This is a genomic window from Prosthecobacter fluviatilis (assembly GCF_055388355.1).
Genome location: NZ_AP043782.1, coordinates 672,470 through 698,789 on the forward strand (window position 1 = coordinate 672,470; position 26,320 = coordinate 698,789).

Sequence of the window (26,320 nt, forward strand, 5' to 3'; positions counted from 1 at the left end):
AAGGAAAATCCATAACACAGCTCCCAAAACGAGGGCGCGTGCAGTCCTCAAAGCTGGACATCCGGGAGCCATTCAGGGGTTATTGCTGAGGCTTGCTGCTGGCGGCGTTTTCCTGTGGGACGATGACGACTTCGCCGTCTTTCGTCTGCACGTAGCCTTTGCCATTCTCCACCGAAACAGAGTAAAACGCCCCCTTGGCCACAGCAGTGCCGCTGGGCGTTTTGATTTTGAAGTCCATCTTGCCAGAGGCTTCCGGCTTCACCAGCGCACCGATCGTGCCGTTTTTCAAATCCAGCAGCACCTTGGGCTCATCCTTGGACTCCACAATCTCGGCCACCACAGCCTCGGCGTTGGCTCCCAGGCGGATGGCACTGGTGGTCGTCATGGTGATGGTGGCGCTGGAGTCCGCCCCCGTCTTGATCGTGCTGCCCACGGCGATGATGTCTCCTTCATGCAGGGCATGCGCAGCCTGGCCTGAGGGCGTCTCGGTAGCACTGCCGGTCACGGCGGTCACCCTGCCCATCTGTGGCAGCTGCTTCTTCACGTTGGCAGGAGTCACGTCCACCTTGCCATGCTCCACTTTCACAAAGCCTTTCCCATCTTCCACGGCTACCGCAAACATGGTGCCGCGTGCGGCAGCGATGCCGCTGGGGGTCTTCACCTTGAAGTCCATCGTCGATTGCGCCTGCGGCTGGATCAGCGCCCCGAGGCTCCCAGACTTGAGATCCACCAGCACTTTGGGCGCAGTGTCGGAGTCCACCAGATCCATAAACACCGCCTGCGAGTTTTCAGCGATGCGCACCGCCGACTGCTTTGTGGTTTTGATCACTGCGCGGGAGGCGGCCCCCGTCTTCACCGTGGAGCCTACCGGCACCGCGTCTCCCACCTTCAGCGGCGTTTCCGCATTGCCGCCCATCGGTATGAGGGACACTTTTCCAACAGCCACCGATACGGTGCCACTGGACTCTGCTGCCATGCTTTGGACGCCTAGGGCTAGTACCACAATGGCAGCGAGGAATTTCATTGTCATTAAGGTGTGATTCTTCATGCTCGAGTCAAAAGTTTAGAGCGTAAATTTGCAGGATTGAGTTGCTAAATTGCGCCAATCCTAATATTTGCTATAAAAGATATACCGCAAATAGGGGGGTGTAAGAGATTTGTGATTTGGGATCTCTCACTCTTCCTCTTTTTTAGACTGCCTCAGCCCGGTGCCTCACGCTCATTTCAGCCGCGGCGTGCCTTTGCAACGTGGGAAGGGTGGAGCAGCCCCAGACTTGGCGGCCTGCAAGGGAACCGCTGCGGGCAGTGCGCAGGACGAGCGGCTGGCTGCACTTGGGGCACGGTGGGGGCGGCCGGTTCGGGCTGTGTGGCAGCAGGAGACGGTGCGGGTGTTAAAGTGCCATCCACCGGGCCGGGTGAGTCTGCTGGCCCAGGGTTCACGCCCGACAGCATGCCGGAAATGACGTGGGAAGGCAAGCCTGTCGTTACTGTGCCGCTTTTCCTCTGGTGCGCCCGTCAGGAATCGAACCTGAATCTGCGGCTTCGGAGACCACCATTCTATCCGTTGAACTACGGGCGCGCTGTGTATCCAGAGAGCTGGATGCTTCGCATGGGCTCCAAGCAGCAGCAAGTCGTTTTGGCGCTGCAGGGCGCTCTTTTTTCAGCGCGCCTCAGCGACTGCGGCGCGCGACTACATCAGCTCGTGCTTCGTGGTGCCAGCTTTGGCAGAAGCCTGAAATTTGTTCCAGCGGAAGGGCTCGATGATCTGCCCCCAGAAGGTCTTGGGCATGGCGGACTTGATGCCGATCTTCACCGGCGGGCGACGTCTGGTGTCGTCGTAATAGGTGCCGAAGATGATGTCCCAGATCATGAGGTTCTCGCCGTAGTTTTTGTTTCCCTCGCGCAGGTCCATGGAGTGGTGCCAGCGGTGCAGGGCTGGGGTGTTGAAGATGTAGTTCAGCCAGCCAAATCGCATCTGGATGTTCGCGTGCGTAAGGAAGCCGATGTAGGCCGTGATGGCCCCAAACCACAGCACAACGTCCTTCGGCGCACCGGCCAGGGCCAGCAGCGGAGCGGAAAAGATCATGCTCTTGAGCGTGTCGATGATGTGAAAGCGGCCGGTGTTGAAGAACCACAGTTTTTTGGAGCTGTGGTGCACGGCGTGGAACCACCACAGCGGCATCCACTCATGCGCGATGCGGTGTGCCCAATACAAACCGAACTCCGCCACCACCAGTCCCAGCACCACCTGGCACCACATGGGCCAGTGGTTCGGCCAGTAGCCGGTGCCTTGAGTGCCTCCGACCACGCTCGCCAGACCGAGCCATGTCGCAGAGACGATGAGAAGCTGCACAAAGGATTTGGTGAAGGCCGTGTGGGCAAAATCCTGCACAGCCTGGCCGTCTGAGTGCAGCCAGTCCTTCTCATGCGGGTGCACGCGCTCCAGCACATACAGCAGCGCTGCCAGGCTGAAGTACACGCAGTTGAAGGCCAGCGTTTCATGACCAGCGGCGATGCCGATCCCTGTGGGGATGACGGCGGCGATCAGAATGAGGGGCCAGAGCAGGTAGTCGAGCAGGGTGCGGAGCATGGGTTTTCTTTTTCAAAGCAAGAAACGGGCGCGTTTCCAGTGCGGATGTGGTGAGATGGTGTGCTGGGCTTGTCTTTGAGCGGAATGAACACACGGTCTGGGCCTGCCGGCTGGAGGGAGGCTCTGCCATTCGGTGCGCCTGATGGCAGGAGGACGGGGGCAGAGAGCCCATTTTGATTTGCCACGAGGCTGCCCAAGACGTTAAGATCACGGCTTAAACACGAATACTTGGACCTCGCCATGAAATCACCCATCGCCCATCGGTTTCTGTCACTTTCCTGTGTTTTGTCGCTCGTGTTGTCCTGTGTGGGGCGGGGTGCTGACCCAGAGGCTGCGGCCTTCAAGTCTCCTGCGGCGCTCAGGGCTCAAACGCGCTACCAGCAAAGCAGCGTGGCCGCCGCGAAACGACTGACGGACGAGTTGGACCGGACTCTGGCATACGCGGTGAAGGCGGGCGCGCTGGAGGAGGCCAATCAGATCACCGAGGCGAAAAAGCAAGTTGCCGCCGGAGGAGCGGTCATCATTGACTTCAAGCGGCAGAATCTGGTGACCGCGCGGAACATGTACAGCGACGCCATAGCCCATGCCAAGGGCCAGTATTTCCGTGACCTGGAGCCCGCCCTGCGGGAGGCCACAAAGGCGGGAGACCTCCCCGAGGCCAACGCCATCGATGCCGAGCGCAAAGCCTTGGAAAGCGAACTGGCCGACGGGAAAGTGACCGGCAAGATCGAAAACGGCCTGCTGCTGACCATCGGAGGCAAGCGCAGCGTGTGGGACAACAAGCCCATCACGCTGCCTGAGAAAAAGACCACCGTCACTCTGACAGGGGTGCTGCTGCTGACCGGGAAAGTCCGCACTGTGAAGCTGCGCACAGCCAAGGCCAACGGCAGCGAGCGCCTCAGATTCACCGTGGACGGCAAGGTGTGCGATTTTCATAAAGAAGGAAGCAATCACCGCTACGTCATCGTCACGCCGCAGCCTGGCTCGGACAAGCTGCGCCTGCGACTAGGCGACTCCATTGCCGCGAACGAGTGGGAGTTTGGCCCGCTGGAGTGGTCGATCAACGACGGCCAGTGGCGAGAGATCCCCCGGCGCAGCATGGTCGCGGTGGACTGACCTCTGCTTGACTGCGGGGCTGCTCCAAGGCAGGGGATGCTTTCTCCATCATGAGCCGATTCCTCAACCTGCTGCGTGCCTCTCGTGAGGTCAAAAAAGCCCACTTCATGAGCCGTGCCGACGTGCTCAAACTGCAGGAGCGCCGCTGGCGGGCCATGGCACGCTACGCGCTAGAGGTCAGCCCCTTTTACCGCCGGCACCTCGCGGGCATTGACGTGGAGCGCTGCCAGCTCACGGACATCCCGCCGATCACCAAGGAGATCCTGCTGGCCAACTGGGACGAGATCGTCCCGGACAAGCGGCTGCACCGTGCTGCGCTGCAGGCCTTTCTCAAGGAACCGGAAAACTGGGGCAAGCTCTACCATGGGCGCTGGATGGTAAGCAAGACCTCCGGCACCACGGGGCTGGCCATGGCCATACCGCATGACATCTCCGTGGTGGACTGGGGGCATGCCTGCCAAAACTTGCGCAATTCCGCCTCCCCTCACACCTCGCGCCCGCCTTCGCTGCCTTTGTTTCGCAGGCCCACCAAGGTGCTCGCTGTGATCCCTGCAGCCTCGCCCGCCACATCGGCGGCTTTGTATTCCACACGTCCCTGGGTGGGAGATCTGCTCTGCCGCTACCACCGAGTCAACGTGGCTGCGCCCTGGAGCGAAATCCTGGCCGAGGTGCAGCGCATCCAGCCGGATGTGATGATGGGCTACGGTTCGCTCTTTGGCAGGCTGGCGCAGTCTCAGCTCCATGGAGAGCTGAACATCCAGATGCCTCAGGACAGGGGCTACATTTTGGCCGGTGGGGACACGCTGACCCCTGGCATCCGCGAGCTCTGCCGCAAGGCCTTTGGCATCGAGCCTTTCAACACCTACGGCAGCGGTGAAGTGCTGGGCATTGCGCGTCAGTGGCGCGGTCTGCAGCACATGCTCATTCACGATGACATGGTGGCGCTGGAGGCCGTGGATGCCGCAGACCAGCCCGTGCCCGAGGGCGTGCTCTCAGACCATGCGCTGGTGACGCCGCTGCTCAACAAGGCCATGCCGCTGCTGCGCTACCGAGTGAACGACCGCCTCAAGATCGGGCCTGTGGATGAGCACTGGCCCTTCAGACGCATCGACCAGATCCAGGGTCGCAGCACCATGGCCTATGTCTTCAAAACTCCGGAGAGGAAGGTGTTCATCGGCGTGCAGTTTATGATCGTGCTGGATGCGCGGCAGGACATCGCCACCTACCAGACCCGTCAGACCGGCCCTGCCTCGGTCGAATGCCAGGTGGTGCCGCGCCCGGGTGCCGACGAAGCCCTGCTGCAGCGGGAGCTGGAGGTCTCGCTGCCCCTCTGCCTGGCCGAGGGCGGCTGCGCTGGCGTGGTGTGTACCGTGCGTCTGGTAAAGCAGCTCGCACCCGATCCACGCACCGGCAAGGTGGAGCAAAATGTCCCGCTGCCGGATGAAACGGCGTGAGGCGTGGAAGGGGGGGAAGTGAAAAGGAGCGGAGATTGATCTGATCTCTCACGCCTTCGCGTTCTCATGCTCCGGCCCTTTTGACTTACCCTTTTTCACTTCCGCATGTGTACTTCTTCATTTGCACTCCCACGCGCCGCGTGTTCGATGCGCGGCTCATGAAGTCTGTCATTGCCATCTCACCGGGAGAACTCGCCATCCTCGACACACCGCAGCCCAGGCCCGGCCCCTACCAGGCGCTGGTGCGCACGGAATGCGCCTGCCTCTGCAACCGCACGGACTCCGAGCTGCTCTCAGGCAAATTTCCCGGCATGGAGGACAAGTTTCCCTTTGCCCTCGGGCATGAGAGCGTGGGCATCGTGGTGGAGGTGGGGGAAAAGGTGAAAAACTTCAAGGCGGGAGACCGCGCCGTGGGCGGCCTCGTTTTCGATCTTCAAAGCGAAGGCGTGGACTCCGGCTGGGGCGGCTTTGGGGAGTACACCCTGGCCAATGACCACGACGCCATGGTGGCGGATGGCGTAGCCGATGAAGCGCACGGCTGGGTGGAGGTCTTCGAAATCCAGACCCGTGTGGACGCCGACATCCCGCCGGAGCAGGCGGTGCTGCTCTGCACTTGGCGCGAGGTGCTCGGAGCCTTCCGCGATTTCCACCTTCAGCCTGGGGATGATGTGCTCATCTACGGCGCAGGGCCCGTGGGCCTCAGCTTTGTCAAGCTTGGCCGCCTCTTTGGCCTCGGGTGGATCGGGATTGTGGACCGCCATGCGGACAAGCAGGCCAAGGCGCTGGCCTTTGGTGCAGACGCCGCCTTTGCCCCTGGAGACATCGAGATCGGCGAACTGGCCAAAATCCGGGGCAGGAAGCTCGATGCCGTGATCGATGCCGTGGGGCATCCTGACATCCTGCAGCAGAGCCTGCCGTTGCTGCGCCGGGGCGGTTCTCATTGCATCTATGGCGTGCTCACGCACGGCGTGCTGCATATCGACAAAGCAAAGGCGGACTTCAACTTCAACCTCTTCGTCCATCAGTGGCCCACACGCCGCTATGAGAAGGAATCCCAGGCCGCCCTCTGCCAGTGGATCCGCGAGGGAAAACTCACCTCCGCCGACTTCATCACACACCGCTTCCCATTGGGCCAGATCAGCGACGCCTTCCAGGCTGTGGCGCAGCGGAAGGTGATCAAGGCCCTGTTGGAATACGCATGAGGCGCGGTTTTCGATGAAGCTGCTCGACTGGTTGTCCTGGTGGATGCGCTATATCCTGCCAGTCCTGGGCTGGCGTGTCACGGTCACGCTGCTGCGCGGGCCAGCGCGAGGCACCGGCCGGGAGGTGGTGCTGCTCAGCGCAGGGCATGTCGCCGCGTTCATGACCTCACGCATCTTTGCCCAGGAGCCGGTGGTGGTGCGCCGCACGCGGGTGCCCGTCTGGCGGCTGCAGCGCCTGCTGGATGAATGGCGCAGCGCTGCGGATCTCCAGGCGGTGCGTCTGGACCGTGTTTCTGCGCGCCGGTTTCTCAGCCCTCACTACCTCGCGGTTCCGCAGTGGATTTCCAACTGGATGAAAGTGCCGGAGGATCTACAAAAATATGGGCGCGAGCATCCCAGCACCCGGTCGGACTTTCACCGCATCCGCACCAGGAACTTTGAAAGCCACCTCAGCCACGTGCCTGGTGATCTGGACCTTTTTTATGAAAAGTTTTACCTGCCCTACACCACAGCCCGGCACGGCAGTCTGGCGCAGGTGGCACCACGCTGGATGCTGCGGTTTGTGTACAGACAAGGCGCCATCCTGTGGGTGACCCGTGGAGGAGAGCGTCTGTCAGGCTCTCTGGTCACGTTTCAAAACGGCCAGCTTGCCAGCTACGTGAACGGTCTGAAGGACGGGCGCATGGACCTGCTGAAAGACGGGGCACTCAGCGCGCTGTACGTGCATTCGCTGCTGGAGGCGCGGCGGCAAGGCTGCACAGAATTCAACATGGGAGGCAGCCGGCCTTCGTTGCACGACGGGGTGTTTCGCTACAAGAGCAAATGGACGGAGCGGCTCTGCCTTGGCGAAGCATTTGTGGCCGTCAACACCCTCACGCTGCTGGACTGGAACTGCTTGAACGGTGCCGTGGCCGAGTTTCTGAGCCAGACCTCGCTCATCCATCACGACGGCGAAGGCTTTTCGGCTCTGTGGGCGTTTCCGCATGATCAACCGCTCACAGCAGCGACCTTGGGACGGCACTGCCAGCAGCTCAAGGCTCCGGGGCTGCGCCGCTTCGTCATCCTGTTGCCAGGAGCTGTGCCCGAGGGCTTCATCTGTCCGCTCGGGATTTGCCTGATCGAAGGAGATACGGCGGAAAAAATCAGGGCAGGGGAAATCACCGCATTTGAGCAGCCTCGTCCATAAGGAATCTCTTAGCCATCCAAGTGATTTAACCTTTATTTTAACTGTAAGCCGCTGATATTCAGAGGTAAGGTATGGCCGCAAACTGCACGCTCGTCAGGACATGATTCAGGAGATTTCTTTTCACGAACACCGCGACACCATCGCGAGGATTCGGCGTGAAGTTTTCACGACTGGATTGCTTCATGAGATTGATGAATTTGACGAGCATGCGCACCATTTTGCGCTCTTCAACCCAGCCCGAGAGATCACCGGTGTGATCAGGGTGCTGCGCAGCGACGAGGTGCCGAAGCTGGAGCTTCAGAGCGAATCCGATGCCACCGATCTCGTTTTTCCCCAGGACGGCCTCATCATCGAGGTGTCACGCGGCTGCGCCCTGAAAAACCTCACCGGCATGCCGATGATTCAGCTGGCCATGGCCATGCAGAAATACGCCAAGGAGCAAAAGGCTGCGCACGTAGTGACCAAGACCGGCAGGAAGTTGCTGCCCTTGTACCAGTCCATGGGCTTTCGCGTCTTTGGCCGCCCCTTTTACTCCGACTGGTTTGATGACCGCCGCACCGGCCTGATGAGCATCCCGATCATCTACGATTTCGTCAAGACTGCCCGCGTCTCCTCGACCGCCGCTACTCAGCCCCTGCAGAAGGATGAAGAGGAAGAAGTGCTGGTTTGGTGAGGGCTCTCTCCCCTGGGTGAAAAGAAAACGCCGCCAGTCCTGGTGAACCGGCGGCGGGAATGCCTGTTGCGGCTTTTGCTAGTGCCTGTGGCCGCCGTAGCTGCCACCCCAGCCTCCATTTCCTCCATGGTTGCCGCCCCTGTACATCGAGCCACCGCCACCGCCGGGTGGTGACCAGTTGTGAGGGAATGCCTGGCTGACCTGGCTGTGGAAGTTGGACGGATGGCTGTTGAAATTGAACGGCACGGAGTGTGCCGCCTGGATCACCCGTGGCGAATACCCTGGCAGAGAGGGGCCGGACATCCAGCGGTTGCCGCTGATGTAGTGATACTGCTGGGAGGGGTGGTGGTAGTAGGCTCCGTAGCGCGGATAGTACGAGTAGTTGTAGGAGTTCACCGTGCGCGGCACATACGGCATGAGTCCCACCGGGTAGCCGTAGTTCGCAAACCCGCCGTACCCGTAGCCGCCCCCATATCCCACACCATAATACGGATCACAGCCCGTGAGGGTGAACAATGCCACGGCGAGAAGGAGTCCGGCTTTGCCAGACGACAGCAGTTTGATCGTGCTCATGCGCTCAAATCCACCACAGGTGGCGCATTATGCAATCGACTCTGGTTGAGCTTAATGCCTACCAGGGAAACCCTGATAGGCACAGATTCCGGCCCCGCTTTTTGCGGGCGAGATTGATGCTTCACAGACCTGGCTCAGTCCAGATCTGCGATGCGCACCGGCTTGCCGCCCTGTTCGGCGCTCTTGTCGGAGGCAAAGATCACTTCAAAGGTGCGCATGGCTTCGGGGAAGCTGGTCAGCGGCATGTCCTTGCCTTCATCCAAGGCATCGAAGAAAGCCTGGAACTGGCTTTCGTACGGGTGGTCGCTCACATCACCGGAGTCGAGCATCTTCATGGAGAGCTTGCTCCATGCGTGCTTGTCGGTGTGCAGCTTCATGGAGTGGAATTTGTCGTCCAGCAGGCTGCCCTGGCTGCCGCACAGGTGGGTGTGGAAGTAGTAGGGCTGCAGGCAGTCCACCACGGCGGCCGCCTTGCCCACGGCGCCGTTCTTGAAATGGATCAGCGTGACGCTGGTGGTGTCGTACTCGTAGGGCTTGAAGATCTCGCTCTTCGTCTTGGTGGAGAAGCTGGTGACGCTCTCGATCTCGCCGCCCATGACCATGAGCAGGGCGTCCAGCGCGTGGCAGCCGGCGGTGAGCAGGGCGCTGCCGCCGTCCTTCTTGCCGGTGTTCCAGCGGAACTGGCCATACCAAGGCCCGATGCCGTGGTAGTAGTCCACTTCACCGTAGTGCAGGCTGCCCAGCAGGCCTTCGTCGATGAGGGCCTTGGTCACCTGAAACTGGTTGGAGAAACGGCACTCGAAGCACACGCAGCCTTTCACGCCGTTCGCCTTTGCGGCAGCCACGATCTCGCGCACTTCCTGAAGGGAATTCGCCATCGGCTTTTCCAGAATGATGTGCTTTTTCGCATTTGCGGCCTTGATGGCCTGGTCCCGGTGCTGGCTCGGGTAGCTGGAGATGTCCACCACATGGATGTCTGGATTTGCCAGCATCTCATCAAGGTTTTGGTAGCTCTTGATCGGCGTGCCATGCTTGGCGCTCAGCTCGGCGTCATCCAGCTTGCGGGAGGAATAGATCGCGGTGACCTGCCCCTGCTTGGTTTTGTTGATGGCTTCGATGTGTGCGCTGGCGGCCCAGCCGTATCCGATGATTCCGACGTTGTATTTCTTCATGGCGTAGTGTGGCATGCTCCAAACCGGAGGCATGATTGTCAATATCAATACCCGGTACAGAAGTGTCTCTTTCGAGTCTTTTTGCGCCAGAGCCGATGTGTTAGGCAGAGCCTAACGAAAAGTGGTGATGAGGTTCGCTTCGCGGCTGCGCAGCAGCTCGTGCTGGAACTGCGCTCTTTCCGCGCTCAGCAGGCACTGAAGCTGCGGACTGCTTTCCTGAAAATAACAAAGCCGCGCTCATCGCGCGGCTTTGCAGAAGGGTTTTAAAAGAGATGCGCGGCTTATTCAGCCTCGGCTTCTTCGGCCGCAGTCGTGTCGCCAGCGGCGGTGACGGTCAGCTTGACGGTAGCGTTGATCTCGTGGCCGAGCTTGACCTGGATTTCGAAGCTGCCGGTGTTCTTGATCGGCTTCTCCAGCACGATCATGTGGCGGTCGATCTCGATCTTGGACTCTTCGGAGAGAGCCTTGGCGATGTCGATGGTGGTGATGGAACCGAAGGCCTTGCCGCCCTGACCGGTGGCCAGCGTGAGCTTGAGCTTCACCTTCTTGAGCTTGGAAGCGATCTTTTCAGCTTCGGCCACTTCCTTGGCTTCACGCTCGGCGCGCACGGCCTTGAGGCGCTCGGTGTGGCGCAGGTTGCCCTTGGTGGCCTCGTAGGCTTTGCCCTGGGGAAGCAGGAAATTACGCGCAAAACCGCGCTTCACGCTGACGACGTCAGCTTCGGCTCCGAGGCCTTTGATTTGTTCTTTGAGAATAACTTGTGTGTTTGGCATGGCGACATTCCCTCGGGGAAAAAGGGGCGCGAAACTACACGCCTCCTAAGTTCTGTCAAAGGCGGATTACAGTTCTTTTAGGGGAAGGGGATTTTTCCCGTAAAGCTCAGCCGCTCAGATGCCCATGTTTGCCAGCGCTGTGGCCAGCCGGTTCATGAAGCCCGTGGCCTCAGGGTGCGCAGCCTCCAGCTCCTCCACAGAGGAAAGCCACTGGCCGCGTGCCTGCCCAGGCTCCGCCGTGGGGGCCTCAGCCTCGGTTTGCTCCAGCAGCTCAATCAGCTTGGTCTTTGCGGCTTCCGGCAGGTCGCCTGCGTTTGCCACCATCGTCTTGAGTTGTTCGAGTTGCTCTGTGTTCATGAGATTCTCCAATCTGTCACTCGGTGGCCATGCAGACAAGATTTTTGATGGCGTAACGATGCGCCATTCATGCGGTCACATCACCGCGTGCTGCCACCGCCAGCAGGGCCAGCACGCTGACGCTGTCGCGTATGCGGCCATCACGGGCCATCTGGACGGCCTCGCTGAGGGGCAGTCGAAGCACCGTGAGCTCCTCGGTGTCCTCGGGCTGCGCCTCGCCATGGGAAAGGCCGGTGGCCACAAAGATGTCGCACACCTCGTTGCTGGTGGAATTGGAAAGCTGGATGCCGGAGAGCAGGGGCTCGATGGTGGCGGCGACGATGCCGGTCTCCTCCTGCAGCTCACGTCTGGCCGCCTCGGCAGGGGATTCGCCCGCCGGGCAGCCGCCTTCGGGGATCTCCCATTCGTAGCGGCCATGGCAGTAGCGCCACTGGCCGACGAGCCAGGTGTGGCCTTCGTCATCCACAGGGATCACGCCCACGGCGGTGTTCTTGTACTCCACCACGCCGTAGATGCCGGGGCCTCCGCTGGGCTTGATCACCTGATCTTCGCGCACGCGGATCCACGGATTGGCGTAGGTCTCACGGGTGGAGACGGTTTTCCAGGGATTGGGGTGCTGGGGCAGGGTGGTCATGGTCCAGGAATACAGGATTACTTCACGGTGCTCAGCACCACGCCGTCCGCCTCCACCTGGTATTTCTGGATCGCCTTGAGCACTGGCTCGAGCTTGGGATCTTTCTGGTAGGGGCCCATGTAGCCGTACATCGCCATGCCTTTGACCATTTCTTCCGGCACCGTCTTGCCCGGCACGCGTACGCCGCTTGGCTTGGCGTCCGGTCCCAGTTCGGTCTTTTCCAAAATGAAGTCCACCTCGCCCACGAGGTAGCGCTTGGTGCCGTCGGTAAAGCTGGCGGTGTTCATCGGCAGGCTGGCATCGGTGGTGATCGTCTGTTTGGCCGCGTCGAGTGACTTCACACGCAGCATGTCCTTGTAGCTGCCGTTGCTGCCTTCAGGCGCCAGCAGCAGCAGGGCATTGAGATCTGCCACGGTGAGCTTGAGCGTGGCGGGCTTGCCGGCGGTCGCGGCGGCGGCGAAATCGGTCAGGCGCTGCTGCAGGTCGGGCACCGGGGCGATGTCCGGGAGCTTGGCCGGAGCCTGCTGCGTGATCTCGGCGATGGCTGCGTCCATGGTCTTGAACGTGTAGTAGCTCCACCAGATGATGAAACCGAAGATGCCGATCACCGCGCTCATGATGATGCAGCCGTAGCCGGAGTGGAACTCGCCCGTGGGGACCTTTTGGATCTTTGACATCCCTCATCTGAATGCGGCGCGGCCAAAGATCAAGCCGGGGGTTTGTCCCGCCTGCTCCTATCTTACGGCCAGGTGGCGAAATAAATGTCCATGGCATCTTTCAGCCCCTTCACGGCGGGCTTGACCACGGCCTCTGAATACCCGGCCTGCATGAGCCGTTTTCGCGCCTGAGTCACCAGGGCCGCTGCTTGGATGGGATGCAGGTGCCGCGTCTCCTCGGCCAGTTGCTCGATCATCTGGGTCCCGATCTCGTCCAGCGCCGGGCGGATGGTGGTGGCGAGGTCGGGGGGCTGAGCCGTGGTGGCCGCGGGGTGCTGGTGCAGCCACTCCTCCTGCCGCACCTTGGCAGCCTGCATCTGACCGCTGAAAAAGAGCCTTACGCTCTCGTAATTCAATCCGGCGGCGTCGCCTCGCTGCATCATGCTGCGCAGCAGTTCCGCTTCACGCTTTGGGTCGGTGATGGGCAGCCCTTTGGCGCGCTTGGCCTCCGCCACGTCATCCATCCAGTCCAGCCGCTTCACCATCAGCGCGGGCAGGGAATGGCGCGAGCCACCCAAGCCGCTGCAAGCGGTCATGAGCAGGGTCAGCAACAGCAGGAGGGAGGACGGGAGGGATCTCATGCCACTCATCTTAGCCCGCTGCTGCGGGAGTAAAGGGCTTCAGTTTCCCACCGCCTTGTTTCGCACCTTGGCCGTATTTCCTCCATGCCATCCTTCATGCAGTCGCGCCTCCTGATTGACGCCACGCCGCAGCCGCCGATTCTCCACCTCCTATGAAGATTCTCGCAGCCATGTCCGGAGGCGTGGATAGCAGCGTGGCCGCGGCCGAGCTCGTCCGCGCAGGGCACGACGTGTCCGGCGTGTACATGAAGAACTGGATTAACGAGGAGAACATCATCGGCCACTGCCCCTGGGAGGAGGACATCACCGATGCCGAGGCCGTGGCGCAGCAGCTCGGCATCCCGTTTCGGGTGGTCAATCTCATGACCGAATATCGCGAAAAGGTGGTGAAGTACCTCCTCGAAGGCTACCAGGCCGGCATCACCCCAAACCCGGATGTGATGTGCAACCGTGAGATGAAGTTTGGCGTGCTCTGGGACTGGGCGCAGGAGCAGGGCTTTGAGGCCATCGCCACCGGGCACTATGCGCGCAAGGCGTTCTCAGTTCCCGGTTCTCAGTTCCCGGTTTTCAACAGCGAACCGGGAACCGAGGACAGCGAACACGCAATCTATCGCGGCGCGGACCCGAACAAGGACCAGACCTACTTCCTGGCGATGATGCAGCCGCAGCAGGTGCGCATCGCGCAGTTTCCCATCGGCCATCTGCTCAAGCCGGAGCTCCGGGAGCGTGCGCGCGAGTTGGGCCTGAAAACGGCGGAGAAAAAGGACAGCCAGGGCATCTGCTTCATCGGGCAGGTGAAGATGGAGGACTTCCTCCGCACCTTTGTGCCGGACCAGCCCGGTCCCATCGTGAACCTGGAAGGCAAGGTGCTTGGCGAGCATCGCGGCCTGCACCTCTACACCCTGGGCCAGCGCAAAGGGCACGGCGTGGCCAGCCCCATCCACAAGCAGGCCTACGTGGTGGTGGCCAAGCGCCCGCAGACGAACGAACTCGTCGTTGCCATCGAAAATGCGGACACCCCGCTTCTCTGGGCGCGCAAGGCCACGCTGCACTCCATCTCCAGCACCGGACTGCCTTTGAATGAGAAGCGCCTGCTGCAGGCCCAGCCGCGCTACCGCTGCCCGGCCGGGGATGCCACCTTCCGCCCGCTGGGCGATGGTCGCGCGGAGCTGGAGTACAAGGAGCCGCAGCGTGCGCTCACTCCAGGCCAGATCTGCGCGCTCTACGATGGCGAGCGCCTGCTGGGTGGCGCGGTGTTTGAGACCATCCAGCACGCCTAGCCGAGCTGGCGCTTCCTCAGGGCATTCGAGGCAGGCGCAGTGGGCGGCTCAGCGGTCGTCGCGCAGCGGATTTTCCACTTCAGCTAGGTGGGACTTGATCTCATGCGGCTTGAGCCCGTCAGCCACCAGGATGGACTGATAAAGATCCTTCACCCGGCCATAATAAAAGAAGTGGCTGCGGTGGGCTTCAGTGCGGGCGACCAGCAGCTCCAGGCAGAGACGCCCGGTCATGCGGGCCTTGTCGAGCTGGTGGTTGTCACGGAAAAACTCCGCCTGCCGACGCAGGAGAGAAACTTGGTGGGAAAGGTCGCGCGCATTGCTCGTCTTGACGATGCTGAAGGCTTTGTCCATCAGCTCGGCTGCCTCCGGCTTTTTCTGCCCTACATGCAGGCAGTAGGCCAGATGCGTGAGGAAAAAGCAGTTGTCTGCATGCACCTCCCCCAGGGCGGCCTGAGCTGCGGCGAGCGCCTGGCGGTGGTGGCGCTCTGCCTCCTCCATCCGGCCCATGAGCATCAGCAGATCTGCCAGCCGTGTGCGGGCGCAGGCGGCAAAGAAACTCTCCGGCCCGTGCTTTTCCACCAGGCAGGCCAGATGCCGGACATACACCGGCTCCGCCTCGGCAAGGCGACCATTGTTTTTCAGCAGAAAGGCCAGGTGGTAGAGGGCCTCGCTGGTGATGGGGTCTTCTGCCCCGAGGGTCCTCTCGCAGGTATCGACGATCTTGCGTGCGCGGTCCACCGACTCGGCTTGCTTGCCCTGCAGATTCAGCGTCTGGCAGACCTGAAACTGGGAGGTCAGCCAGACGAGGGGCAGGGTGTCGAGCCGCGCACATGCCGCCGCGGACTCAAAATGGGTCAGCGCCGTCGGGTAATCCTTCGCCTCAAGCGCTTCGAGCCCCAGGGTGAAAGCAGAGGCCTTGGGCGGCGTTTTTTCACCTGACAGGCCGGACAGTACCAGCTGGAAGGGCGGTCCCTTGAGTTCCGCTGCACCGGCACCCACCAGCAGAAAGGCCTGAGGCAGGATCAGCCAGAGTTTGGCTTCCGATTTTTTCCAAAAACACATGCGGGACAAACAAGTAAGCCGTCAGCCTACGTTCCTGAATCAGCTAAATCGAGATGAATCTTTCTGAATCTTCAACCATCCTCATTTTGGGGGGCGGCTGCTTTGGCCTTACCGCCGCCTTGGAGCTTCGTGCCCGTGGCTGGCAGGTCACTTTGATCGATCAAGGCCCGCTCCCACACCCCGATGCCGCTTCCACAGACATCAGCAAGGTCGTGCGCATGGATTACGCCGACGACGAGCAGCACACCGCCATGGGAGAGCTGAGCCTGCGGCGCTGGCGGGACTGGAACGCGCGCTGGGAGGAGGCGCTGTATCATGAGGTGGGCTTTCTCGTGATGTCCCGGGGGCGGATGCAGCCCGGCGGTTTTGAGCATGACAGCCGCCAGTTTCTCACCGCGCGCGGTCATGAGCTACGCCGCACCTCCGCCGAAATGCTGCGGGAGCTGCATCCTGCCTGGAATTCCTCTCTTTACCCGGATGGCTACCTCAACCCCGTCGGCGGTTGGGTGGAAAGCGGTCGTGTCATCGCCCGGCTGGCTGAGGAGGCACGGCAGGCCGGGGTGGAAATCCACGAAAACATCCCGCAGCCGCGCCCGCTTTTTGAAGACGGACGCTGCGCCGGCATCACCTCCGCCAGCGGGCAGACTTGGCGCGCCGATGCCGTCCTGGTGGCCGCCGGAGCCTGGACGCCTGCGCTGCTGCCCCACCTGCAGGACGTCATGTGGGCCACCGCTCAAACCGTCTTCCATTTCCGCCCGGAGGACCCGCGCCCCTTCACCCCGCCGCAGTTTCCCGTCTGGGGAGCCGACATTGGCAGGACCGGCTGGTACGGCTTTCCGGCCAATGCGGCGGGACTCGTCAAAGTGGCGAACCATGGCCCCGGCCGCCGGGTGAACGCCAATGAGCCGCGCAGCCTGCCTGCCGGTGAGGAGGAGCGTTACCGCGCCTTTCTGCGGGAGACCTTCCCGGCCCTGGCGACAGCCCCACTGCACTCCACCCGCGTCTGCCAGTATTGCGACACCTTTGACGGGGCCTTCTGGATCGGCCACGACCCTGCGCACCCCGGCCTCGTTGTCGCGGCTGGGGATTCTGGCCATGCCTTCAAGTTCACCCCGGTCATGGGAGAGATCATTGCAGACGTTGTGGAGCATCGGCCGAATCCATGGACGCAGCGTTACGCTTGGCGTGAAAAGACGGCGGTCAGTTCAGATGGCGCACGGGCTGCCGAGTAACGGTGTAAAAGTTTCAGTTCCCTGCGCCCCCTAGTCGCAGCCATGTTTGGAAGCTCCGCTAACACATGCAAAGAGCTCAGTTCTTAGTGTCCAAATTTTAGACAGTTACCGTGGTTTATTACTTCGGATAAGTTAACTATTAATCAGGCCATAACCCGGAGCATAACTCTCTTTGCCATCCTTTAAGTAACCATCAGCCGTTACAAAGGTTTGCTCAAAGTTCAGAACAGTAGCGGTTGATCCGTTTCAGCAGTCACCGCTTTAGAGCGTCGCTTGCGTGGAGCAGGCTCTTCAGTGGACACCGTCTCTGCCAAGATTTCCGCCACCACAGCGGGGGAGATCTCAGGCTCCGGTTCAGGAGCTGGGGTAGCAGCCGGAGCGGGCTCAGGCGTTACCTCAAAGTTACCCTCAGGGGCAGTCTCAATAACGATTTTTTCACTGATTACCAATGGCTTTTCCTCAGTAATTACTTGTGGAACATTGAGTTCTTCAGTGGGTGTCTCTATGACTTCCGGCTCAGCCTGTGCCTCTTCCAGCGGCTGTTTAGGCAACGCTTTGTCCGCTATCTTTTCGTTACTTTTGGCCTTCCGCAAACGATGGCGGGCCACACGCTTGGCGGTGAGGGCTTTGTTCTGCGCCACAGGGCTGTTGTGACGTTTGAAGTTAGGAAAGCTCAGTTTGCCCTCGGTCTCGATCAGCCACCCAGCCTGCATTAGCGCCGCTGCGAATCCTTTGCGTCCCACTACCTTGTCCAGAAACTCCTTGGTAACTCCAAGATCGTTAGGTTCAATGCGGTTCAGTTCTGCCCAGGACCACAGCCTGACCAGCTTTCCCACCACCGTGTCTTCATCCACCTTCAGGTAGGTGGCGATGCTGCAAATCTCCGGCTTGTCCGGCGTGCTGGTTTCGATTTTGATCCACGGGCGTCTCATAACGCACTATTTCAGCGGTAGAGCGAGCTGAGGTCAAGGAAACCTTATTAACGTTACATTAAAGCTATTGTGAATAACTCAGCACCTGACCTGTGCGCGGCTTCATGCGTTTTGGAACACTCAGCACTCACTTTTCTGCGGAAATTTCAGCTCGCGCTTCTTCTCCTCCAGCAGCGGCAGATCAGGCTCCAGTTCAGCGGCTCTACGCAACAGGGCTCTGGCCGCCTCCATGTCCATCAGGTTAAATTTGATCTCCGCCCGCAGGCACATCAGGTAGGCATCGTCCCCGATCACGGCCATGACTTTTCCCACGGCATCGTCCGCCGTCTGGTAGTCGAAAGAGGCCAGCAACTTCGGGATGAGCATGAGTTCGAGGACATGCGGGGTTTCTGGCATGCGCGGCGGGTTTTGCATGGCTTCAAAAGAGAGCCGCTCGTAGCGGGGATTTGAGATGGAGAGCCGCTGCAGCACCTGGGTGCGGGTGAAAAACACAAGTCTGTTGTTCCGAAGATGCCCGGGTGCCTGATCGCACACGGCAAGGATCTCCTCTTCATCTCCTTTGCGTCGGGCCTTGATCAGCAAGAGCAGGTATTCGGCATCTTCTTTCTTTAGATTCCAGCTGTCCAGCCACTTCGAAATAATCTCCGAATGTCGGGCGACGAAAAAGGCAACCATGTTGCAGCGGAAATCCTCTGTCCGGCATTCTCCGCTGAGGTAATTGTAAACGTCGATGATTTTGAACTGCCCGCCTGCTGGCTGCAAAAGCACATCCATGTAGCCAATGAGCCCGTTTTCATAGTCAACGCGGAGGGTGACCGCCGGAAAGCCCGCACGGGTGCAGACCCGCAGAAAATGCACCGGATGGCCGCAGGCCTGAGCAAGAAAGCCGCCGGCTTTGTAGCTCACCGCAAACCTGATCGCCTCATCCAGCGTTTGCCGTACTTCTTTGCCATCGATGCCGTCCAATACGAGCGCGGCAATGGCATCGCGGTCATGCATGGGTGAAAGTTCCTGTCCCAGGTCCTCACTGGCAAGGCTGGCGATTTTGCGCCCCCAGTCGGAAAGACTGGCCTCCTGCTGCTGCGTCAGTTGAACTGCCTTTGGCCTTGGCCGGATGGGAGGAGCTGGGTAGTCGTCTTCATAAAAGAGACGATAAACCAAGACTCCGGCCAGCGCGAACAAGAGGACCACCCCAATGATTAAGGAAGCCCCGACAAACTTGTGCGCGGGCGTGAATGGACGTGGTTCACTCATTTTTTCCAGAATGGAACCTCGCATGCGAATTGACAACGGTGGATACGTTCCACCGTTGTCTGTTAGTCCGCGTTACGCTCCCCCGGCGTTGCCGCTCAGTTTCCGCTCATGAAAGCCTGGGCGCGCTTGAGCAACTCCTCCGGAGCTACGTCTTCGAGGTGCTGGCTGAAACTCCAGCGGTAGCCAAAGGGATCCTTCAGCATGGCCGTGCGGCTGCCCCAGAACTGATCCCGCGAGGGGCTCAGCGGAGAGCCGCCTGCGGCCAGGGCGCGCTCAAAGGCTTTGTCGCAGTCCTCGACCTGGATCGTAAACCCGCAGGGAGCCATGCCACCTTCCGGGATGGCGTGGGCGTTGGAGCAGGGGGCCTCGTCCGAGATGTAGATGTGGGTGTTGCCGATCATGAACTCCGCATGCGGCACCACGCCAGGGGCCGGGGAGAGACGGAACAGCTCCACGGCACCGAAGGCCCGAGTGTAGAAATCGAGCGCATCGGCGGCGCTTTTGCAGGTGAGGGAAAAGGAGACGGTGGGTGGGGTGGTCTGGCTCATGGGTGGTCTTGTCTTGTGGTTTGTTGAGATGGACCGCATTCAGTTGCGATCACCCGCCAGCATTCGCGCCTGCCCCTGACAGCGTTATGTCAGGGGTGTTTTTGAGGGGAGGTGTTTTTTGCGGCGGAATGATCCGGAATGCTTTCAAAAAGACGCACCCGCTGCGGCTTTGCGGTGCCGCTCCCACGCTAGGCGCAGCCAAGTAGCCTTGTTCCTGCGGAACAAGGGAACGCTCCGCTACACCCCCGGCTCTTATGCCATGAACCGTTGATAAGAAGGGCAGACCTTGCGGAGCGCTGAGGGACCAGGATGGTCCCCCTCCTCCAGAGCTTCGCGCCAAGCCCCGGCACCTCAGCTCCAGCCGAGCTTCTGCTTTCCGCTGCGAGCAAAGACCGCTTTTCAACTGCGGGTGCTATTATCCATCCAAAGCCCTGCGCTGTGCCCAGCCATTCGCGTACCTATTTCACGCCGCGCCGATGATGCTCCGCAGTGGCCTGCGCCATCTCGGCCACCTTTTCCCGCAGCACCTCTGGCGAGACGATCTCCGCATCCGTGCCCAGGCTCAGCAGCCAGCGGGAGACGTAGGGTATTCCTTCGGCCCGAAAGGCGAAGCGCACGCTGGCACGCCTGCAGGCGAGCGGCTCCTCCTCCACAATCGTCGGCCCCCAGAAGCGGCGGACACCTTCGAGGAGGTAATCAGGGATTTCGATGACGGCAAACTCGCTGCGCTCTGGCACGATGCAGCGGGCGAGGTGCTCGTTGAGATTGAACTCCGGACACGGCGGGATGGGCTCCGGCAGCGTCTCGCAGCGGACGATGCGGTCCACACGAAAGTCCCGCATGTCCTCGCGCAGACGGCACCAGGCGATGAGGTGCCAGTGGTCCATGTAAAAGACCAGCCCGCGCGGCTCCACCAGACGCTCGGTGGGCTCTCCGCGTGCAGCGCCCAGGTAGTTCAGCCGCAGCACGCGGCCTTCGGCCATGGCCCGCTGCACGGTGGTGAGGGGCACGCTGCCTTTGGTGGGCGGGCGGGTACCGATGACCGTCGTCTTGCGCAGGCGGTCCACACGGCCCTGCAGGCCGGAGGGCAGCACGGCGGTGACTTTGCCCATGGCGGAGCGGATGGCATCGCGCATGGAGGCGTCCGTCATGCGCTCCACCAGCAGCCCGCCGGTGACAAAGGCAAAGGCCTCCTCCGGAGAAAACATGACGGGAGGCAGGGTGTAGCCGCTCATGAGGCTGTAGCCCACGCCGGGCTCTCCCACGATGGGCACTCCGCCCTCTCCCAGTGCGGCAAGATCGCGGTACACCGTGCGCTCGGTGATCTCAAAATGCTCGGCCAGCTGTGCGGCGGTGATGACCCGGCGCGACTGCAGCAGCATGACCATGGAGACGAGGCGGTCCGTGCGGTTCATTCGCCACCTCCGATGTCCGGGTACTGCTCCGCAAAGGGCAGCCATGTGTCGCGTTTCAGATTGGGGGCGTTGGAGCGCGTGATGTTCAGCGTCACCTGCAGCTCCACCAGCGCGCTGTCCACCTTGCTCTTGCTCACAGCCCCCGAAGGCGAGAGCGCCCTGCGCAGCTCCGCCGTGGTGTGCGGCTCGCTGCGGATCAGCTCATACGCACGCCGCGCCAGCGGGCTGCACTGCGAGACCGGGCGATGATGCGCCGGGTAGTGCACGCGCCGCAGGTGCTCCAGGCACATGAGTGCCGCCAGCCCACCGGGAAGCTTGCCGTAAAAGATCTCGTCGGGAAACTGCGCGGGCAGCTCGTTTTTCCACGCCCAGACGGCCTCCACTTTCCGGCCCCAGCCCTTCTGGCCTGGCTGCCTGCCGGGCAGGTCCACCACGTCCCAAAGGCTGGGGAGATCAGAGCACTTGGAGCCAAAGATGAGGCAGGTCTTTGCCTGCAAGACGAACTGGTACGCTTGCTCGAAGGTTTTGATTTTGGCGGGGTGCTTGGGCTTCATGCAAAGAGCAGCAGCATGTCGCTCATCCCCGGAACAACGTCCCCAATTTTTTGCCCAAAATCACTCCCGCCCCGAGGATGGTCACGGCGAGGAAGATCATGGCCCACACGCCCAGGGCGGAGGCGAGATTGGGCCCGCTGCCGAGCGCGAGCACGAGTGAGTAGATGGCCTTGGTGATGGGGAAGTAGCTGGACTGCTGTGCGAGGATCATGCTGTCGCTCACCTCCAGCATGGCAAAGGAAAAGGCCAGCAGCGCGCCCGCGACGAGGTTGGGCGTGACCAGCGGCAGGGTGATGCGCCACAGCGCGCGCTCCGGGCGTGCACCGAGGTTTTGCGCGGCCTCCTCCAGCGCGGGGCTCACCTGCTGGAATCCGGCGGCGGCAGAGCGCACCACGTAGGGCAGCCTGCGCACCGCGTAGGCGATCACCAGCAGCATCAGCGGGTCTTCGCCAAGCATGAGCCAGTGGAAGGGGCGGCCCTCCCGCGTCATGGCCAGATAGCCAAAGGCCATCACGATACCAGGAACTGCCAGCGGCAGCATCGCCATGGCATCCAGAAGCTGGCGGCCCCACAGCCGCGTGCGCACGGACACGTAGGCCACGCCGATGCCAAGGATGAGCGCCAGCAGCATGGCCAGCGTGGAGTACTTCAGGCTGTTGGCGATGGACGAGAGCGTGAGCTCATGCCCCAGGGCATCGCGATAATGCTGGAGCGTGAGCGAGTGCGGCAGCACCGTGCCGTACCAGTCCTGCGAAAACGACAGCAGCACCACGCCCAGGTGCGGCAGCACTGCCAGAAAGGTCACGCCTGCAAAGAAGGCGGTGCACACCCATCCGGCACCGGCGGGCAGCGCGATCGTCTCGCGCGCCGTCGTGGCGCGGCCGCCGCCGCCAGCGGAGTCCGCCCTGCCAAAGAGCAGGCGGCTGGCCAGGTAAAAGAGCGTGCTGAAGCCCAGCATCACCGCCACCAGCGCGTAGGGGAAGGGGTTGCCGCTGAGGTCATTGATGCTGCGGAAGATCTGCACCGCCGTCACGCGATCGTAGTCAAACAGCAGCGGCACGCCCATCTCGGTAAAGGCCCACACAAACACGATGGTGCCGCCCGCAAACACGCCGGGCATGATGAGCGGCAGCGTCACGCGCCAGAAGCGGCTCCACGCATGGCAGCCCAAGTTTGCCGCCGCCTCCTCCAGCGCCGGGTCCAGATTGGACAAAGCCGCCGCCGCATTCAGGTAGATGATCGGGTAGAGGTGCAGCACCTCCATGACGATGATGCCCAGCATGCGGTGCTGCCCCAGCCAGTCCGTGGGATGCATGGCGTCCATCAGGCCCAGGCTGATGAGCAGGCTGTTCAGCGCGCCCGCCTGCCCCAGCATGGCCTTGATGCCGATGGCCCCGACAAACGGCGGCAGGATCATGGGCATGAGCACCAGGGAATTGAGCAGCGCCCGTCCGGGGAAGGCAAAGCGCACGTAGCACACCGCCAGCGGCAGCGCCACGCAGAGAGAGCCCAGCGTCGTCCACACAGCGATGATAAAGGAATTCCACAGCCCCTCGCGGTAGAGCGCATTGAGAAAAACCTCCGACACATAATCCAGCGTGAACCGATGGTCCGGCCCGCGAAACGCCGCCTCCAGCGCCGCCCAGATGGGCCAGGCAAAGAAGCACGCGAAAAACGCGGTCATCCCCAGGAAGATCAGCAGTGAGAGGAGTTTCGACATGGCTTTGTTTCCAAGTTGGAATTTCACCGCCCGCTCTCTGCGATCCGTGCGGCCTTGATGAACTGGTTTCTAAAGGCATCCCCCAGTTCGCGGGCGAGGCGGGTTTCCTGGACTTTGTCGCGAGCGGAGAGGATTTTTGAGATGTTGCCGGCGGCGGCTTCGTGCTTCACGCGGGCGAGGTCTTCCAGCACCTGCACGGCGCGCTCGGGCATGCCGTGGTCGATGAGGGTCTTCCAGGCGGCGTGCAGCTCGGCGTGCGAGTCCACGCAGATGACGCGCACGAGGAAGCGGATGGTGTTGAAGAGCGCAGCGGTGCGCTCCGGGTGGTAGGTGAAGGCCTGGGCTTTTTCAAAGGGGGCCTCCTTGCCGTCGCTCATGCGGGCGATGTTTTCCGGCGTGTAGAGATCGTGCCGCACGGGCAGGCGGCGCAGGGCGTGCTCGCGCGGGCCGCCGGGCTCGCCCACGCGGTAGCTCCACAGCTTCTGCCCGGCATCCCCCAGCACAAACTCCATGAAGGCGGTGGCCAGCTCCGCATCCGGCGCGCCGCGCAGCAGGCCGATGGGATCGACACTCACCGAGGTGCCGCCGAGCGGGGCGATGAAGCCCACGCGCGAGGTGCCGTCTGCGCGGCGCACGTCCTCCTCCGCCGAGCGGCCGTAGAAGTCGATGCACATGCCCGCAGCGGCATCTCCCTTCGCGACCTCCAGCGGGATCTTGGTGGAGAAATCGGTGAAGTAGCGTGCATTCGCACTGATGCGCAGGATGAGCCTCAGCCCCTCGTTCCACCCTTCCGCCACGGCCTGGGCCTCAATCTGCTCGGGCGTGAGCTTGGACTTTGGCAGCGCCAGCAGCCGGGCGTGCGCCTTCTGCATCTCCTGCTGGATGATCATTTCCAGCGCCTTGGTCACGGAGCCGCTCTTGCCCGGATCGCTCAATGCGATCTGCCCGTAGTAACTCGGGTCGGCGAGATCCGCCCAGGTGGCCGGATCTTCGGCGATGCCGAGGCGGCGCAGCACATCGCGATTGAAAACGATGCCGCTGCTCGAAAGGCACGCGCCGCACCAGCGATGCTGCGGATCGCGAAAGGGCTCGCCGCTGAGTTTTTCAGGGATGCCGGCGTCGCTGAACCACGCGGGGTGTTGCTTTGCCAGCGCGCTGAGGCCCGTCTTTTCGCCATCGCCCGCCACCAGCGTGCCCATGCGCGCCTGCTGCTCGAAGTCATACGCACCACCGCCAAAGAAGAGATCGATGCCCGTGCCCACCGTGGAGGCCAGGTAGGCCTTGCGCGCAGGATCATCCGGCGCGGCCTTGGGGTTCAGGCAGGCCTGCGCCACGGCGGGGCTCCAGGGCTGGTGCAGCTTCGTCTCCCAGAGCAGCTGAAAGGCCGCCAGCGCCTCCGACTTGATCAGCATGGCGATCTCCGAGGTGCCGCCCGGCACGCGCCAGTCGAGAAAGACCGTCTGCCCGGTGGTCTGCTTCCAATGCGCAGCAAACGCATGCCCAAACTCCTCGCGGATGCGGTCATGGTGCGGCGTGATGATGACCAGCCGACGGTCGTAACGCGCCGGTGCCGTGCTCTGCGTTGGTTTGAGCAGAAACGGCCCCGCCAGGGTGGCCAGCATGAGAAGGAAGACCGCCAGCTCCTTGCGCCAGCCCTGCGCCCAGGAGAGCAGGGCCTGCACACGCGGATGGTGGAAGATACCACTCATTGCAATGAGGTGCCCCCTTTCAAACGGGCGCTCGCGCGAACTCTGAATCGTGTTCGTCCTCGATTCACCCGCGCCCTCAGCTCAAGCTCGTCAAACGTCCGCAGGGCGTCCGCCCGTAGGATGGGTGTGGCGACAGCCCGCCCGTCCATGAGCGTGCTGCAAACGCCATGGCGTACGCACACCCTCGCTGTCGGGCGGTTTGGCGAAGAGGGCGGCTGCAGGGTCGTAGGATGGGTGTGGCGAAGCCCGCCCGTCCATGAGCGTACGGCAAACACCAAGGCGTACGGACGTCCTCGCAGTCGGGCGGTTTGGCGGAGCGGGCTGTGACAAATGGAAACGCGCTCGACGCCAAACACACCCGACCTACGGCCGGAGCGACTGAAGGCATTACTGCAGTACGTGCCTGGGGTAGCACGCATGCGCTGGGCGTGGCGGTGCGCTAAGAACGAGGACGAGCCTGGAATCAGCCGCAGGGAGTTGAAGCCTGGAGTCTTCATTTCCGCAAAATCACCACGTCATTCATCGCTGCCATCACCCGCACTTCGTCTTCGCTGGGCAGGCGGATTTCCTGGGGGTTGGTCTCGCACACCTTGATGAGCGGACCGCCGGGGAGTTGCAGCAGATATTGCACCGTCGCGCCGAGGTAGGTGGTGTCCACGATTTGGCCGGGGAAGCGGTTCGGTGAATCCAGCACATTCCCAAAGGTCAGCGACTCGGGGCGGATGCTCAGCACCACGGGCTGGCCGCTGGCGGGCTGCCAGGTGCCGTCGGTGCGGGCGCGCAGCGTGCCGGAGGACGTCTCCACATCAAAGTATCCTTCGCGACTGCTGGCGCGCAGCGCGCGGCCTTCGATGAAATTGGTCTCGCCGATGAACTCCGCGACCATGCGCGTGGCTGGGTGGCGGTAGATGTCCTCCGGGGTACCCACCTGCACCAGCCTGCCCGCGTCCATGATGGCCATGCGGTCTGCCATGCTCAGCGCCTCGTCGCGGTCATGCGTCACGTAGATGGCGGTCAGACCGTGCTGCTTCACGATGTGGCGGATCTCCGCGCGCATCTCCAGCCTCAGCTTGGCATCCAGGTTGGACAGCGGCTCGTCCAGCAGCAGGCACTTGGGGCGGATCACCAGCGCGCGGGCCAGCGCCACGCGCTGCTGCTGCCCGCCGGAGAGCTGCTGGATCTTGCGCGAGCCCAGGCCGTCCAGCTTCACCTGCTCCAGGATTTCCGCGACACGATGCTCGATCTCCCGCCGCGGGCGCCCGCGCTCCTCCAGGCCAAAGGCTACGTTTTGCGCCACGTTCAGGTGCGGCCACAGGGCGTAGCTCTGAAACATCATGCCCGTGCCGCGCTTGTGCGCCGGCAGGCGGGTCACCTCCTCCTCGTCAAACCAGATCTTCCCGGCGTCCGGCTTGTAGAAGCCCGCGATGTGCCGCAGCAGCGTCGTCTTGCCGCAGCCGCTGGGCCCCAGCAGAAAGAACAGCTCCCCGGCGGCGATCTGCAGGTCCACGCTGCTCAGCACGACACTGCCGCTGAAGCGTTTGGTGAGTTCCTGAATCGTGATCGTGACCATGCGGATGTGGTTCTACC

The 26,320-nt window shown here is 61.9% G+C and carries 25 protein-coding genes and 1 tRNA gene; 7 read left to right on the forward strand and 19 right to left on the reverse strand.

The window, feature by feature from the left end; translation table 11 throughout:
* Positions 1 to 79: 79 nt before the first annotated feature.
* The 3 genes from ACZ5WW_RS02335 to ACZ5WW_RS02345 all read right to left on the reverse strand — a co-directional run bounded on the left by ACZ5WW_RS02335 (position 80) and on the right by ACZ5WW_RS02345 (position 2,590).
* Entirely contained in the window at positions 80 to 1,024 is a 945-nt protein-coding gene (locus ACZ5WW_RS02335) for a FecR family protein (RefSeq protein WP_377169671.1), read from the reverse strand.
* 480 nt (positions 1,025 to 1,504) lie between these two features.
* A tRNA-Arg gene (locus ACZ5WW_RS02340) sits at positions 1,505 to 1,579 on the reverse strand.
* A 111-nt stretch (positions 1,580 to 1,690) separates the two neighbouring features.
* Complete coding sequence (locus ACZ5WW_RS02345; RefSeq protein ID WP_377169673.1) at positions 1,691 to 2,590, reverse strand: sterol desaturase family protein; 900 nt, start codon at positions 2,588 to 2,590, stop codon at positions 1,691 to 1,693.
* 240 nt (positions 2,591 to 2,830) lie between these two features.
* Here ACZ5WW_RS02345 and ACZ5WW_RS02350 point away from each other — a divergent pair, with 240 nt between their 5' ends.
* From ACZ5WW_RS02350 to ACZ5WW_RS02370, 5 genes are all read left to right on the forward strand, one after another.
* Entirely contained in the window at positions 2,831 to 3,706 is an 876-nt protein-coding gene (locus tag ACZ5WW_RS02350) for a hypothetical protein (protein WP_377169675.1), read from the forward strand.
* 50 nt (positions 3,707 to 3,756) lie between these two features.
* Positions 3,757 to 5,160, forward strand: a complete 1,404-nt coding sequence (locus tag ACZ5WW_RS02355; RefSeq protein WP_377169677.1) for a phenylacetate--CoA ligase family protein — start codon at positions 3,757 to 3,759, stop codon at positions 5,158 to 5,160.
* Between the two features lie 158 nt (positions 5,161 to 5,318).
* Positions 5,319 to 6,362 (forward strand): zinc-dependent alcohol dehydrogenase, encoded by a 1,044-nt coding sequence (locus ACZ5WW_RS02360; RefSeq protein ID WP_377169679.1) that lies wholly within the window; start codon positions 5,319 to 5,321, stop codon positions 6,360 to 6,362.
* A 13-nt stretch (positions 6,363 to 6,375) separates the two neighbouring features.
* Positions 6,376 to 7,548, forward strand: coding sequence for a hypothetical protein (locus tag ACZ5WW_RS02365; RefSeq protein ID WP_377169681.1), 1,173 nt, complete (start codon positions 6,376 to 6,378; stop codon positions 7,546 to 7,548).
* A 100-nt stretch (positions 7,549 to 7,648) separates the two neighbouring features.
* Complete coding sequence (locus ACZ5WW_RS02370) at positions 7,649 to 8,221, forward strand: GNAT family N-acyltransferase (RefSeq protein WP_377169683.1); 573 nt, start codon at positions 7,649 to 7,651, stop codon at positions 8,219 to 8,221.
* Positions 8,222 to 8,299: 78 nt separating this feature from the next.
* On the opposite strand, the gene ACZ5WW_RS02375 is transcribed toward ACZ5WW_RS02370, so the two are convergent.
* The 7 genes from ACZ5WW_RS02375 to aroQ form a co-directional block, all read right to left on the reverse strand.
* Positions 8,300 to 8,794, reverse strand: coding sequence for a hypothetical protein (locus ACZ5WW_RS02375; RefSeq protein WP_377169685.1), 495 nt, complete (start codon positions 8,792 to 8,794; stop codon positions 8,300 to 8,302).
* Between the two features lie 134 nt (positions 8,795 to 8,928).
* Entirely contained in the window at positions 8,929 to 9,981 is a 1,053-nt protein-coding gene (locus ACZ5WW_RS02380) for a Gfo/Idh/MocA family protein (RefSeq protein WP_464694207.1), read from the reverse strand.
* A gap of 266 nt (positions 9,982 to 10,247) precedes the next feature.
* The gene (rplI, locus tag ACZ5WW_RS02385) at positions 10,248 to 10,739 is read right to left on the reverse strand and encodes a 50S ribosomal protein L9 (protein ID WP_377169689.1); all 492 of its coding nucleotides are present in this window, start codon (positions 10,737 to 10,739) and stop codon (positions 10,248 to 10,250) included.
* Positions 10,740 to 10,853: 114 nt separating this feature from the next.
* Positions 10,854 to 11,096, reverse strand: coding sequence for a DUF4404 family protein (locus ACZ5WW_RS02390; protein ID WP_377169690.1), 243 nt, complete (start codon positions 11,094 to 11,096; stop codon positions 10,854 to 10,856).
* A 67-nt stretch (positions 11,097 to 11,163) separates the two neighbouring features.
* Positions 11,164 to 11,730, reverse strand: a complete 567-nt coding sequence (locus ACZ5WW_RS02395; protein ID WP_377169692.1) for an NUDIX domain-containing protein — start codon at positions 11,728 to 11,730, stop codon at positions 11,164 to 11,166.
* A 17-nt stretch (positions 11,731 to 11,747) separates the two neighbouring features.
* Positions 11,748 to 12,407 carry a hypothetical protein gene (locus ACZ5WW_RS02400; protein WP_377169694.1) on the reverse strand — a complete coding sequence of 220 codons (660 nt, stop codon included), beginning with the start codon at positions 12,405 to 12,407 and terminating at the stop codon, positions 11,748 to 11,750.
* Between the two features lie 62 nt (positions 12,408 to 12,469).
* Entirely contained in the window at positions 12,470 to 13,027 is a 558-nt protein-coding gene (aroQ, locus tag ACZ5WW_RS02405; protein WP_377169696.1) for a gamma subclass chorismate mutase AroQ, read from the reverse strand.
* A 152-nt stretch (positions 13,028 to 13,179) separates the two neighbouring features.
* On the opposite strand from aroQ, the gene mnmA reads away from it, so the two are divergent.
* Positions 13,180 to 14,307, forward strand: a complete 1,128-nt coding sequence (mnmA, locus tag ACZ5WW_RS02410; RefSeq protein ID WP_377169698.1) for a tRNA 2-thiouridine(34) synthase MnmA — start codon at positions 13,180 to 13,182, stop codon at positions 14,305 to 14,307.
* Between the two features lie 48 nt (positions 14,308 to 14,355).
* Here mnmA and ACZ5WW_RS02415 read toward each other — a convergent pair whose 3' ends face one another.
* Positions 14,356 to 15,369 carry a tetratricopeptide repeat protein gene (locus ACZ5WW_RS02415; RefSeq protein ID WP_377169700.1) on the reverse strand — a complete coding sequence of 338 codons (1,014 nt, stop codon included), beginning with the start codon at positions 15,367 to 15,369 and terminating at the stop codon, positions 14,356 to 14,358.
* A gap of 53 nt (positions 15,370 to 15,422) precedes the next feature.
* Between ACZ5WW_RS02415 and ACZ5WW_RS02420 the strand changes: the two genes are divergently transcribed.
* Positions 15,423 to 16,601 carry an NAD(P)/FAD-dependent oxidoreductase gene (locus tag ACZ5WW_RS02420; protein ID WP_377169702.1) on the forward strand — a complete coding sequence of 393 codons (1,179 nt, stop codon included), beginning with the start codon at positions 15,423 to 15,425 and terminating at the stop codon, positions 16,599 to 16,601.
* A gap of 221 nt (positions 16,602 to 16,822) precedes the next feature.
* Here ACZ5WW_RS02420 and ACZ5WW_RS02425 read toward each other — a convergent pair whose 3' ends face one another.
* The 8 genes from ACZ5WW_RS02425 to ACZ5WW_RS02460 all read right to left on the reverse strand — a co-directional run bounded on the left by ACZ5WW_RS02425 (position 16,823) and on the right by ACZ5WW_RS02460 (position 26,303).
* Positions 16,823 to 17,533 (reverse strand): hypothetical protein, encoded by a 711-nt coding sequence (locus ACZ5WW_RS02425; protein ID WP_377169704.1) that lies wholly within the window; start codon positions 17,531 to 17,533, stop codon positions 16,823 to 16,825.
* A 120-nt stretch (positions 17,534 to 17,653) separates the two neighbouring features.
* Positions 17,654 to 18,724 (reverse strand): hypothetical protein, encoded by a 1,071-nt coding sequence (locus ACZ5WW_RS02430; RefSeq protein ID WP_377169706.1) that lies wholly within the window; start codon positions 18,722 to 18,724, stop codon positions 17,654 to 17,656.
* 158 nt (positions 18,725 to 18,882) lie between these two features.
* Entirely contained in the window at positions 18,883 to 19,335 is a 453-nt protein-coding gene (locus ACZ5WW_RS02435) for a VOC family protein (RefSeq protein ID WP_377169708.1), read from the reverse strand.
* A 458-nt stretch (positions 19,336 to 19,793) separates the two neighbouring features.
* On the reverse strand, positions 19,794 to 20,750 hold the full coding sequence (locus tag ACZ5WW_RS02440; RefSeq protein ID WP_377169710.1) for a helix-turn-helix transcriptional regulator: 957 nt from the start codon (positions 20,748 to 20,750) through the stop codon (positions 19,794 to 19,796).
* Positions 20,747 to 21,304, reverse strand: coding sequence for an AlkZ-related protein (locus ACZ5WW_RS02445; RefSeq protein ID WP_377169711.1), 558 nt, complete (start codon positions 21,302 to 21,304; stop codon positions 20,747 to 20,749). Before ACZ5WW_RS02445 ends, ACZ5WW_RS02440 begins: the two co-directional genes overlap by 4 nt.
* A 22-nt stretch (positions 21,305 to 21,326) precedes the next feature.
* The gene (locus ACZ5WW_RS02450; protein WP_377169714.1) at positions 21,327 to 23,024 is read right to left on the reverse strand and encodes an ABC transporter permease; all 1,698 of its coding nucleotides are present in this window, start codon (positions 23,022 to 23,024) and stop codon (positions 21,327 to 21,329) included.
* Between the two features lie 23 nt (positions 23,025 to 23,047).
* Positions 23,048 to 24,733, reverse strand: coding sequence for an ABC transporter substrate-binding protein (locus ACZ5WW_RS02455; RefSeq protein WP_377169716.1), 1,686 nt, complete (start codon positions 24,731 to 24,733; stop codon positions 23,048 to 23,050).
* 493 nt (positions 24,734 to 25,226) lie between these two features.
* On the reverse strand, positions 25,227 to 26,303 hold the full coding sequence (locus ACZ5WW_RS02460; protein ID WP_377169718.1) for an ABC transporter ATP-binding protein: 1,077 nt from the start codon (positions 26,301 to 26,303) through the stop codon (positions 25,227 to 25,229).
* Between the last annotated feature and the right edge of the window lie 17 nt (positions 26,304 to 26,320).